At 46.8% G+C, this 12,635-nt stretch carries 9 protein-coding genes and 1 pseudogene; 1 reads left to right on the plus strand and 9 read right to left on the minus strand.

Annotated elements, in window-relative coordinates:
• The first annotated feature begins 437 nt into the window (after positions 1–437).
• Complete coding sequence (locus U0008_RS06975) at positions 438–2,630, plus strand: sensor domain-containing phosphodiesterase (RefSeq protein ID WP_043492059.1); 2,193 nt, start codon at positions 438–440, stop codon at positions 2,628–2,630.
• A 16-nt stretch (positions 2,631–2,646) separates the two neighbouring features.
• On the opposite strand, the gene sanA is transcribed toward U0008_RS06975, so the two are convergent.
• The 9 genes and pseudogenes from sanA to puuC all read right to left on the minus strand — a co-directional run bounded on the left by sanA (position 2,647) and on the right by puuC (position 12,598).
• Complete coding sequence (gene sanA, locus U0008_RS06980; RefSeq protein ID WP_025800815.1) at positions 2,647–3,396, minus strand: outer membrane permeability protein SanA; 750 nt, start codon at positions 3,394–3,396, stop codon at positions 2,647–2,649.
• A 218-nt stretch (positions 3,397–3,614) separates the two neighbouring features.
• Positions 3,615–5,312 (minus strand): NAD-dependent malic enzyme, encoded by a 1,698-nt coding sequence (locus U0008_RS06985; RefSeq protein WP_043492061.1) that lies wholly within the window; start codon positions 5,310–5,312, stop codon positions 3,615–3,617.
• Positions 5,313–5,520: 208 nt separating this feature from the next.
• Entirely contained in the window at positions 5,521–6,405 is an 885-nt protein-coding gene (cdd, locus tag U0008_RS06990) for a cytidine deaminase (protein ID WP_043492063.1), read from the minus strand.
• Between the two features lie 182 nt (positions 6,406–6,587).
• Positions 6,588–7,280, minus strand: coding sequence for a CidB/LrgB family autolysis modulator (locus tag U0008_RS06995; protein WP_038502086.1), 693 nt, complete (start codon positions 7,278–7,280; stop codon positions 6,588–6,590).
• Positions 7,280–7,687: a CidA/LrgA family protein gene (locus U0008_RS07000; protein ID WP_025800819.1), complete on the minus strand. Its 408-nt coding sequence runs from the start codon at positions 7,685–7,687 to the stop codon at positions 7,280–7,282. The genes U0008_RS06995 and U0008_RS07000 overlap by 1 nt, the downstream gene beginning before the upstream one ends.
• 128 nt (positions 7,688–7,815) lie before the next feature.
• A pseudogene (locus tag U0008_RS07005) lies at positions 7,816–9,033 on the minus strand (MFS transporter).
• Positions 9,034–9,284: 251 nt separating this feature from the next.
• Positions 9,285–9,548 (minus strand): hypothetical protein, encoded by a 264-nt coding sequence (locus U0008_RS07010; RefSeq protein WP_043492066.1) that lies wholly within the window; start codon positions 9,546–9,548, stop codon positions 9,285–9,287.
• A 268-nt stretch (positions 9,549–9,816) separates the two neighbouring features.
• On the minus strand, positions 9,817–11,097 hold the full coding sequence (locus tag U0008_RS07015) for an NAD(P)/FAD-dependent oxidoreductase (RefSeq protein ID WP_025800822.1): 1,281 nt from the start codon (positions 11,095–11,097) through the stop codon (positions 9,817–9,819).
• A 4-nt stretch (positions 11,098–11,101) separates the two neighbouring features.
• The gene (gene puuC / locus U0008_RS07020) at positions 11,102–12,598 is read right to left on the minus strand and encodes an aldehyde dehydrogenase PuuC (protein ID WP_043492068.1); all 1,497 of its coding nucleotides are present in this window, start codon (positions 12,596–12,598) and stop codon (positions 11,102–11,104) included.
• Between the last annotated feature and the right edge of the window lie 37 nt (positions 12,599–12,635).

Here is a 12,635-nt window from a genome sequence, read left to right on the forward strand (position 1 = left end):
ATAAACGCTATAATGTTTTTAATTAAATCTTAATAAAAACAATCCACAATCGTTAACATCTTTTCATTTCAAAAAATAATGTCATAGTTGTTAAATATAATTACATTATTAACCTGGCAATAAAAAAAGGATGTACTTGGCTAATTTAAGTCTAGGAACATTCTTGATTGCAATAATAACCCTACATCTTCTAGCTCTCGATATGTAATAATCATTCGTCAGGTTTAACACTTGAATTATTGAGCTAGTAACATAAAGAAACTATGTCTCTTGCTAACTACAGATCAAGGATGTGAGCAGCGCTAAACGGATTTTTCTACGAGAATAGACATTTCTTAAATTATAAACTCATAACTTACGAAATGAACAAGCGTGAGGTTTCATTGTTTGTTTTCTATCTCTGATATTTTTTCTTTCGAAAGAAGCATATCGATACAATGAGAAACACCATTATCAGGCTGCAAGAAATGATTGTTCCGGTGCTTATTTGCATCGTATTGCTGCCTTTATCGCGTGAATTGTCGCCTATGGCGAACATTCAAGGGAACGCAATCTTTTTACTTTATCTTCCGTTGGCTTTAGCGATTTCAGTCGTCATGTTATTTGGCATGAAAGGGTTTGCCCCACTGTTTATCGTTTATACTTTTTATTATTCAACTTTAAACATCATGAGCTTGACTGAGGCAGTGGTGCTTTCACTGTGTTACGGACTGCCGCTATGGGGCAGTTTTTGCTTCATGGATCGCATAGTGGGCGTTCGTTGGCGTTATGATATTGATAGTATGACCAGTCGTGCACTAGGCATTCGTATGTTTGTCTTTGGGTTACTGTATCCACTGGCCTGTAAAGGCATGATGCTTGCGTTCGGTTCCGTGCTTGATATGTCACCCGTCATGGAGCGCTATTTTTCATATAAGCTAGATATGTTCGCGGTAGTTAACGTTGAGGCGCTGGTTTTATCTTCAATCGCCATTTCGCCTGCCTATTATTACACTTTGCGAATGTTGCTTAACCGAAACTATGCAAAGAAATTTTTTAACCAATGTTTACGTGATGCTTTTTCAAGAGAAAAACATTGTGTCACGTTCATTTGGCTAGGGATTTTATTAGGAGCGTTATTTGCTATTTGTTTCCCCGCGCAGCAAAACTTTAACGTAAGCTATTTTATTCCACTATTATTTATTTTATTTACTTATGGAATATTTAGATTTGGCCATCGGGTTATTTTACTTATGTGGTCATTTACGTCTCTATGCTTATTTATCTTTAACTCAAATTTCTCTGTTGAACTCAATAGTAGTTATCAGATTGCATTTTTATCGGCTTCATTGATTGCGTTTACGGTTTCCATTTTTTATATGGCCGTGATGTTTAAACGCAGCGAAGTGATGAAACGGGTTTATATGCATCTTGCTCGTATTGATCCGATGGTGGGATTAGCAAATATTCGTTCCTTGAGCGAGTATATCGAAAGCCATCCCAAAGGAACGCTCTGTTTTCTCCGTTTAACAAATTTAGAAGCCTTGAGCCGCTATCATGGGATGATGATGCGGGTTGATACTAAAAGGCGCATTGCGGCGGTGATTAAGCCGCTGCTGAAACCGGGTGAAGATATCTATCAACTGCCTGGCTGTGAGCTACTGCTTTATCTTGATACGACGGATAACGTAAACCGCATTCATCTTATTCGCCAGTGCTTGTGTGATGCAGAGCTAAGCTGGAATGATAATCCCGTCATATTGCGCTATGGCATCGCTTATACCCAGTTTGATGCCACGAAAGAGTCACTGTATACCCGCGTGGGAAAGCTTCATCATCTTTCTGAACGTGCTAGCCTCGAAAATGAGGTTATCAGCTTAGAGGAAAATACGGAATCAATTCGGGAAGAAGTCAGCGAGCGAGTGGTATGGTTACGGAAAATTACGACGGCGTTGCTTGAAAACCGCCTCGAACTCTATGCACAGCCTATCGTTCATTCCGGAGGAAAGAGTTATTACGAGATTTTGGCTCGTCTTCTCGATAACGGTGAAGTCATCCCGCCGAGTAAATTTATTCCTCTGATTTCTGAGTTTAATTTATGCGCGCAGTTTGATTTGCTGATGGTTGAAAATGTGGTTAAGCATATTAGCGAAGCGAAATTAGACACGAGCAATACCTGTTTCTCAGTTAATTTAATGCCGCTTACATTGATGCAGCGTGATACTGCGCCACGGATTATTGAAATCTTTGAGCATTACCGGGTTCGGCCGGAAGCCATTATTTTTGAAATCACCGAAGAACAGCATCTTGTTAACGAGAATATTGAACATTCAACGATCAAAGCGTTACGTGACTACCATTTCAAAATTGCTATTGATGACTTTGGCACGGGATTTTCTAACTATCAGCGTCTGAAATCCTTAAATGCAGACGTCGTGAAAATTGATGGCGTATTTGTCAAAGATATTGTCAATAATTCGCTCGACCAGCTGATTATTAAGTCGATTTGCGATATTGCTCGAGAAAAGAAACTGCAGGTCGTTGCTGAATATGTTGAGTCTCAAGAACAGCTTGAGATGCTACAGCAATTAGGCGTGCAGTATTTGCAGGGTTTTTTACTCGGAGAACCTAAGCCGCTAATTTCTTTCTAACCGTTTAATTTTCTAACTATTTAGCCGCTGGTTTCTCAGCGGCTTTTTCTTGCTTTAAAACTTGCTCAAGTTCTTGCAACTGCTCAGGGGAGACCGCTGGATAGCTTTGTGCATCGGCCGATACTTTATGTACTGCGGGAATAGGGATCATTGGGCCAAGAAAACGCGGTTCACGCTTAAGGATATAGAGATCGGTTAACGCCCCCAGTCGTGCGCCAATTTCCCTCACTCTTATCATCATCATATTTTTGGGCGACGGCACTGCTAAGCATTGCGCCTGTATACCCATGTGAAGCGCAATAAACAGAGCACGCTCGCAGTGGAAACGTTGCGTGATAATGGTGAAGTCGTTGGTGTCGAAGACTTTGCGTGTGCGAACAATGGAGTCCAGCGTTCTGAATCCGGCATAGTCGAGCACAATATCGCCGTTAGGCACACCGGCATTGATGAGATCGCGACGCATGGTCACCGGCTCGTTGTAGCTCTGAAGCGCATTGTCGCCGCTCAGCAATAGGTAATTCACTTTGTTGCTGTTGTAGGCGTTAAGCGCGCCTTGGATGCGGTAGCGGTAATACTGATTGATGGTTCCAGTACTGACATATTTGGCCGTACCTAAAACCACGCCCACCTGACGATGTGGCAAATCCTGCACGTCTTCGTAAATATACGGCGCAGTTTTCCAGCTAATCCAGCGATCCAGACCAATAGCCGTCACCGCCAGTAAAATAGCGACGGTTAAAATACCGTATATCAGTCGTCTCCACATGATGGTGCCTGCTGCGTCGGTTGTATTTATGCCTAAAGGTGCTTATGTCTACGAGGCTACTTTACCCGCTCAGGCGACGCAAGCAATCTGAGTGGGATTTTCCTAACTTGATGATTTTTTAGACGATGAGAGTGAGTAATTAAAAATAAAGCGCGGTTGTTACACCACGCTTGGGAGATAACTCTAATTGTATTTTACTTAGCGACTGTCACACACTCTTAGAATGAGGTTCGCTTGTAGATACGATACAGAGGCTGCCAGAAGTTATTATCGATCGCTTGTAATAATGCTTCATCAGAGGTCAACACGGCCACACCTTGTAGCTGTGCTTCTTTGCCCACTTGGAACGCAATGGAGCGTGATACTTGTTGGATATCTTTAACATCAGGCAGTAGTGCACCTGAACCTTGCTGTGCCAGCGGTGAGCAGTCGGCTAAGGCGCGGCTGGCGGCCATGAGCATGCCGTCGGTGACGCGTTTAGCCCCAGAGGCCAGAACACCGAGCCCAATACCAGGGAAGATATAGGAGTTATTGCATTGGGCGATCGGGAAGACCTGATCTTTATAGCTTACCGGCCCGAATGGGCTGCCGGTGGCGACCAGCGCCGCGCCATCGGTCCAGTTAATAATATCTTCTGGACGGGCTTCAACGCGTGACGTTGGGTTCGACAGCGGCATAACGATTGGACGCGCGCAGTGGCTGTGCATTTCACGAATGATTTCTTCAGTAAATAAGCCCGGCTGACCCGAAACGCCGATGAGAACGGTAGGCTTAGCGTTACGCACCACTTCCAACAGTGAAATTGCATCACTTTCTACTTCCCAGTTTGCTAGTGATGTACTTTTTTGCACCAGCTTACTTTGGAACTCGAGCAGGTTTGGTAGCTTATCTGTGAGCAAGCCAAAGCGGTCAACCATAAATACGCGTTGGCGTGCTTCTTCATCGCTTAAGCCTTCGGATTTCATCTGGGCAATGATCTGCTCGGCGATACCACAACCTGCAGAGCCTGCGCCTAAGAACGTAATAGTTTGATCGCGCAGTTGGCTGCCTGCCGCACGGCTGGCGGCAATCAGGCTACCCAGCGTAACTGCCGCCGTACCTTGAATATCATCGTTGAAACAGCAGAGTTCGTCACGATAACGGTTGAGCAGCGGGGTAGCATTTTTCTGAGCAAAGTCTTCAAACTGCAATAGAACGTTAGGCCAGCGGCGCTTCACGGCCTGAATGAATTCGTCAACGAAGGCATAATATTCATCACCGGAAATGCGTGGGTGACGCCATCCCATATACAGCGGATCGTTCAAGCGCTGTGGATTGTTGGTGCCCACATCTAACACGACCGGCAGCGTATAGGCAGGGCTGATGCCGCCACACGCGGTGTACAGTGACAATTTACCGATGGGGATCCCCATGCCGCCGATGCCCTGATCGCCTAGCCCAAGGATACGTTCACCGTCGGTTACAACGATGACTTTCACGTTTTGTTTGGTGGCGTTTTGCAGCATATCGTCGATGCGGTCGCGGTTCGGATAAGAAATGAATAGACCACGGGCGCGACGGTAAATATCAGAGAAATGCTCGCAGGCTTCGCCTACCGTTGGGGTGTAAATGATTGGCATCATTTCACTCAGATGGGCATCAAGCATGCGATAGAACAGGGTTTCGTTAGTATCTTGGATATTGCGTAGGTAGATGTGTTTATCGTTATCGGTTTTGAAATCCTGATACTGGCGATAGGCGCGCTCGGTTTGTTCTTCAATCGTTTCGACGGCCTCAGGCAGCAGGCCGTGTAGGTTGAAGTTGCTGCGTTCTTCTTCGCTAAAGGCGCTGCCTTTATTCAGCAGGGGGAATTCCAGCAGGATCGGGCCTGCGTAGGGGATGTATAACGGACGTTTACTTTCGTATTCCAGTTCCATGGGTAGCACTCTTTATGTCGGGCGGTATATTTTTATCAGAGATTTTAATACGTCATCCCTGCGATCCTAAGAGATACTAATAAGTTGTTCAATGCTTGTTATAGAAAGATGACATTTAGCAGGGAAAGTGCGAGCTAAGTAACACTTTTTTACAGGATTTGGCGAGGAGTGAGAATGCAGGGCCGAATGACCCTGCATTAAAAATAGCTTAAACCTGAACCTGTTCGACTTGAGTGCAGCCTAACGCATGAAGCGTTGCTTGGGTGGCATCCCATTGGGAGAACACGGCATCTTCGGTTTCAACCAAGACAGCACGGCGAGTACGCAGCACATCTTTGCCCGAAACGTTCATCAGAATCAGCGCTGCCTGTAACGGCGGCAAGCTTGGGTTAAAGGCCGCATTTTCAGCATAACGCCCGCTGTAAACGCTACCGTCCTCGGCTTCCAGCGCTACGCCGCTATAGGCATGGCTATAAGGCGCATGGCTGCGGTTGGCTGCGTCTAACGCCGCTAAGGTTAGTTCGTCCGCATTTGCCAAACTGAGGTTATGGTTTTCTTCATCCATCAGCAGGGTTTTGATTTCAAGATCGCGCGGTCCAAAAGCGTCTGGTAGGTAATCACCCAGCGTAGCGGCCTGGCGTCCTGGCAAGTTAATCGCCAGTTTGGTACCGGTATTCAGCTCATTCATAAACTGACGGCAATGACCACAAGGGGTGTAGTTAACCGTGATGGAGGCGAGTGCTTTTTCGCCGCGCAGCCATGCGTGAGTCACCGCGCACTGTTCTGCGTGAATGGTTTGCTGCATCGGCGCACCCAAGAACTCCATATTGGCACCGAAATACAGGTTGCCGCTAACACCGCGCGCAACGGCGCCGACGTAAAATTTGGAGATGGGGGCCAGTGAGCATGCTGCGGCCATAGGAAGCAGGGCAAATGCTAATTCGCTGTCGCTCATGCCGGTAGCCTGTTTCAGACTTTCGACTTGAGAAGCGGTAATCACCGCGTGGAAATCGGCATCATTGATAATCGGTGAGAGCGCCGCCTGCAAAGCGGCTGGCAGTTGGCTGAATGCCGCGTCGTATCGTGCGTGCATGGGGGAGCCTCTTAGTTAGTTACGGGAGAGTATTCTAGGCAACCGATTGGCTTTATTATGTGATTATTATCACTATTTTGATGTAATTAATGTAACGAATGAAAGAAGTGTGAGATGTATCGCGGGTTTTTGTGATTTTTGTTTCTTTTTTGCCTCCCCATGTAGGGGAGGCAACAGTGATGTTAGCTAAATAAGTGCAACAGCACAGGGAAGAGGAATGGCGCGAGCAGCGAAGTGATAATCCCGCAGATAACCAGAGCCAATGAGCTGAATGCGCCTTCCTGAAAATCCATCTCGGCACAGCGTGCGGTGCCAAGGGCATGCGACGCGGTGCCCATCGCCAAACCACGCGAGGCCTTGGTGCTAATTTTCATCAAGTTCAAAAGAGTATGACCAAATACGGCCCCCAGAATCCCAACGAAAATAACGCATACCGCGCTGATGGCTGGGATACCACCAATCGACTGTGCAACGGCCATGGCAATTGGCGTGGTCACTGATTTCGGCATTACCGAGGCTGCGATTTCTGGCGATGCACCCATCCACAGAGCAATCGCTGTGCCTGAAATCATGGCGGTAGCGCTGCCGATAAAACAGATAGTGATGATGGATTTCCAGCGTGCGCGGATCTGGTGGATCTGCTCATACAGTGGGAATGCCAATGCCACCACGGCAGGTTGTAGCAAACTGTTCAGCGTTGAGCTGCCTGCAAAATAATGCTCATAAGGAATTTTGAGCAGCAATAGCAATGGAATAATTATTACCATTGATACAAGCAACGGATTCAATAACGGCATATTTAGCTTTTGGGCAATACGGCGAGCCCCAAAAAAGACTAACAGCGTGAGTGGTAACGACCACCAAATATAAGCCATTATTTTTTCTCCTCGCTGCCGTCGGTAGCTTCACCAATGATGCGTTCGCGATGCACCATATGAGAGCTATAAGCAACGACAACCATAATAATCAAAGTACTAATGAGGCACGATACGACGATAGGACCAAACTGCTTGGTCAGCACGTCGTAGTACTGCATCACGCCAACGCCGATCGGGACGAACAACAGCGCCATATAGCGGATTAAAATATTACAACCAGGCTTTACCCATTTTGCTGGCATGATTTGTGATGCCAGCAGGGCAAATAAGATCAGCATGCCAATAATGCTGCCTGGAATTGTGATTGGCAGCAGCGTTGAGATGGCATTCCCTGCAAACAAACACAGGTAAATTAATATGAAAGCTCTCAAATACTGCCAGCAAACCGAAAATGCTTTTGACATCAGTGAATACCTAAGAAAGAAAACGCATTCATCATACAATTAAATTCAGAAATGTGCTACTGATCACATCATGAAAACAAGTTATCGCAATTATGCCGTTTGTGAAGGTTTTCAGTCAGGTTCCTGTATCAAAGAATATCTTCTGCGGCGTGACTGGCTGCGCCCGAAAGACGATAGCCATACCAGAAAAATGCCAACCCAAGAAGTGACGCACCTACTAGTACATAGAAAAGCGTAGTCGGTGGCGCGAAAGACAGCAAAAAGCCGCACAGTATAGGATTCACTGCACCCCCTAAGTTGCCCAAATTTTGCACCCCGTAGTAACTGCCTTTCAAATGTGGCGGTGCAATAAAATCGATAAACAAGTATTCAACCGGTATCACGATTACTTCACCGAGGGTGAAGATCGCCATGGCGACCATCCAGAGAGGAATGGAGCGCTCAGCCAAAGCAAAACCGATGAGTCCTAGACAGAAAAAGAGGGTGCCAAATATCAGCCAGCGCAACAGATTTTCTTTATTCATGTTGCGGCTGAGCAAATACTGCAAGCCGATGACGACGGTTGCGTTTATCGTCATCACTGAGCCAATCACCTGATAAGCAAACTGCGCGTTGCTGACGGTGATTAAATACTGGGATAAGTAGCCGGTGAACTGTCCTGCAACCACTGCGCCCATGGTGCTGCCAAGCGTAAAAAAGATTAGCCGGCGGTCGTGGCTTAAGACTTTAAAAGTAGCACTAAAAGTAAGTCGCTGGTCGGTAAATACGGTATCACCGTTCGCAGGCGGAAGTCCGTAGCTATCTAGGCGCAGCCAAAGGGTGAGTCCAACGAGAAAGGCTAGTAGGCCAGAGAGAAAAAACGGCAGCATGGGATAGAACGACGCTGCGAAAACACCGAGCGCAGGGCCCGCGGCCCAGCCAACATTCACTAACGTATAATTCATCGAAAAGCCGCGAATGCGTTCACTTACCGGTAGCCATTCGGCAAAGCAGGCTTTAATGGCAATGCTAAAAATAGAATAAGCGGCGTGCAACAGCGCCAATACGGGCACCATCTAGAGCACGTCGTTAAGCCATGGCATAATGCAAAACGTTAGAGTAAATAGAGCAATGCTGATAATCATTAAACGATGTTTATCAAATTTATCAACCAGATAGCCACCGTAAAAGCTTGCAGTAATGCCTAGTGCAAGACTGACACCTAAGACCAGCCCCACACTCTCAGGCTCAAGATGAAAGTGCTCGGTCATATAGATAGTAATAAAAGGCAGTGTAATGGCGCGCCCTATGGTTAATATGAGTGACGACATCAACAGTAGGGTAATTAGTGGTGGGAATCCTTTCAGCCTCATATATTGATGTCTTACTCTATGTAGTTTACGCATGGTAAAGGAAATGAACGATAGCTACTGATTGTATTAGAAAAAACAGTGTCGGGTAGTCTAAACAATAAATTCAGCGAGTTATTTATAATTAATGACTCGTTTAGCGATCAATGACTACCATAAACCAGAAATCGTAAAGAAAATACTGAAGGGGAAAATAAGCATTTTTAAGAAATTCAATGGCAATCCATTACCATTGTTTTCTATGTGGCTTATGGGTGCTCGGCAACGAGTCTGGCTTGTTCAGACCATGCGTGGAGCTGCTTTGTATAGATAAACTTTATGGAGGGGAAAGGCTCTAATGGGCTATTCACCGCGATGTAAACCAAACACGGGTAGTTTTTTGGCTGGGATTTACTAGCAAAATCAAGTAATTCACTTTCATCGACTAAAGGTTCTGAGTTAGCGTCAAAATCATAAAAAAAAGAGCTGACAATCCATTTGTAATATTCATCATAATTATATATTAACTGCATAATATTCCTCTCTTTTAAGTATATAAATGCAGTTTTATATTTTGTTTTTTTAAGCGCTTAAATGCCAGCGCTATTTTCATTATTTACATTTTAATAGTATCAGGTTGTAATAAAAGTGTTTAAATAAACAAATGAAATGAAGGTTAAAGAAAACTGTGAGGGAAATAGTTTAGACGTTTTAGGGGCGATATTAATGATGATGAAATAAGTTTAATGGGGAAATACAAGAGCCTATAAGACTCTTGTATTTGTGTGGATAACGAAATAATTACACGCCTAACCGATCACGGATTGTATAATAGGCGGCGCCGATAGCGGTGAATGGAATTTGTAAATTTCGTCCGCCAAAGAATGGAAGGTGAGGAAGTTTAGCAAAGGCATCAAAGCGCTCAGCGTCACCACGCAGCACCTCTGAAATCAGCTTCCCAGCCAGATGGGTACAGGTCACGCCATGTCCACTGTAGCCTTGCATGTAGTAAATGTTATTCTCCAGTCGACCAAACTGCGGCATGCGCGATAAGGTCAGCAGGAAGTTACCTGTCCAGCGATAATCAATTTTCACGCCTTTCAATTGTGGGAAGGTTTTCAGCAGTTTTGGCACGATGAGATTATCAATGTCGTCTGGGTCACGTGCACCGTAAACTACGCCGCCGCCATACAATAAACGGTTATCACCGGTGACACGGTAGTAGTCTAAAAGATAGTTACAATCTTCCACGCAGTAGTCTTTCGGAATTAACGAGGCAGCGACGTCGGCTTGCAGAGGCTCAGTGGTCACGATTTGAGTGCCACATGGCATGCTACGGCGCGCTAATTCCGGTTCAACTTTATTTCCCAGATAGGCATTCCCCGCCACAATGACATATTTCGCCTGTACTTGACCTTTTTCAGTGATCACCGTGGCAGGCGTGCCATGCTTAATTTTGACGACCGGAGATTGCTCGAAGATGCGTCCACCTTGCATGCGGATCGCTTCTGCTTCACCCAGCGCTAAATTGAGAGGGTGAATATGACCACCGCTGTGATCCAATAATCCCCCTACGTAGCGATCGGAGGCGATCTCTTCACGCACGCGATCTGAATCTAAAAGCTCAAGCTGGGTATTGCCATAGCGTTCCCAGTGGGCTTTTTGTTCGATGAGCGTGTGGTATTGCTTGTTGTTGAGTGCAACGAAAATGCCGCCGGGCTTGTAATCACAGTCGATGGCGTAGCGTTTGATACGTTGGCGAATAATTTCTGCACCTTCAAACATCATGCTGCCCAGCATTTTGGCGGTGTCCATGCCGTAGCGCTGTTCAATAACGTCAATATCGCGGCTGTAGGAGTTGACCAACTGGCCACCGTTACGTCCGCTGGCACCAAAGCCAATGCGAGCTGATTCTAATAAAACAACGTCATATCCCGCTTCAACGAGGTGCAGTGCGGAAGAAAGGCCGGTATAACCACCGCCGACGATACACACATCACATTGAACCGATTCGGTTAGCTGCGGATAAGGCGCGTGTGGATTCGCGCTGGCGGCATAATAGCTATTTACATGTTCAGTCATGATATTACTCCAGCGAGATCCAGATAGTTTTTAATTCGGTGAATTTTTCTAGGGCGTGCAGTGATTTATCGCGTCCGTTGCCGCTCTGCTTATAGCCACCAAAGGGCACGGTCATATCGCCATCGTTGTAGTTATTAACGAATACCGAACCTGCTTTCAGGCGGCGCGACATACGATGAGCTTTAGACAAATCACGAGTCCAGATAGCTGCACCTAGGCCATAATCACTGTCGTTTGCCAGCGTGAGCGCTTCCTGTTCGGTGGTGAAGGTGGTGACAGCAAGCACTGGGCCAAAGATTTCTTCACGCGCAATGCGCATTGAGTTGCACACTTCGGTAAAAATGGTGGGGCCGAGATAGCTACCATGCTCACCCTGCGGGTGATCGCGACCATCGAGATAGAGGTTCGCACCTTCAGCCAGTCCTGCCGCGATATATTCATTCACTTTTTCACAATGGTCTGCATCAATAAGTGTGCCCATCACGGTTTCAGGATCGAGTGGGTTACCCGGTCTGAAGGCCTGAGCCTGTTCGCGCAAAATAGTGAGGAATTCGTCTTTAATACTTTCTTCCACCAGCAGACGTGTGCCTGCGATACACACTTGGCCTTGGTTGTAGAAAATACCGGCCGCCGCATTAGCTGCGGCTTTTTGCAGATCGGGACAATCGGCAAAAACAATATTGGCGCTTTTGCCGCCGGCTTCGAGCCAAACGCGCTTCATATTGGAATCCCCCGCGTCTTTCAACAACTGTTTGGCGGTGCGCGTGGATCCGGTAAATGTCAGTACGTCGACGTCAGGATGGCGCGAGAGAGCCTGCCCTGCGCCTTGGCCAAAGCCTGCGATCACGCTGAGTACGCCGTCTGGCAAACCCGCCTCTTTGGCTAAACCCGCGATGCGTAAGGCGGTTAACGGGGATTTCTCTGACGGTTTTAAAATAACGCTGTTACCCGCGGCTAAGGCGGGGCCGAGTTTCCAGCAGGCTAACAGCAGCGGGAAGTTCCAAGGAACGATGGCGGCAACAACGCCAACGGGTTCACGTTCGATTAACGCAAGGACATCTTGAGCCGTTGGGGCAATTTCGCCATACACTTTATCAATGGCTTCGGCGTACCAACGCAGAGAGCGAATGGCGCCAGGAATATCATCACGTAGGCTGTGGCGAATAGGCTTGCCGGTGTCCAGTGTTTCCAGCAGCGCCAGCTCCTCGTGATGCTGTTCCATTAAATCAGCCAGCTTCATCAGCGTTGCTTTGCGTTTTGCCGGAGGGGATTGCGACCAGTCTCCACGTTCAAAAACTTCACGCGCTGCGCTAACGGCTTGATTCACATCATGCTCATCTCCCTGAGCGACGCGAACCAGCTCACGCTGACCCGCCGGATCTTCCACGGCAAACTGTGCGCCATCGGCGGCCTGCTGATAACGGCCATTAATAAACAGTCGGTTCTCAATCTCTAGGGCGCGAGCCCGTTGCTGCCAGTACTGCAAATCGTGAAAGTCCATGCGTTCCCCTTAATTCCCTTCGACATGGCATTGCAGA

The sequence above is a fragment of the Hafnia alvei genome (assembly GCF_034424155.1).
GTDB classification, from domain to species: Bacteria; Pseudomonadota; Gammaproteobacteria; order Enterobacterales; family Enterobacteriaceae; genus Hafnia; species Hafnia alvei.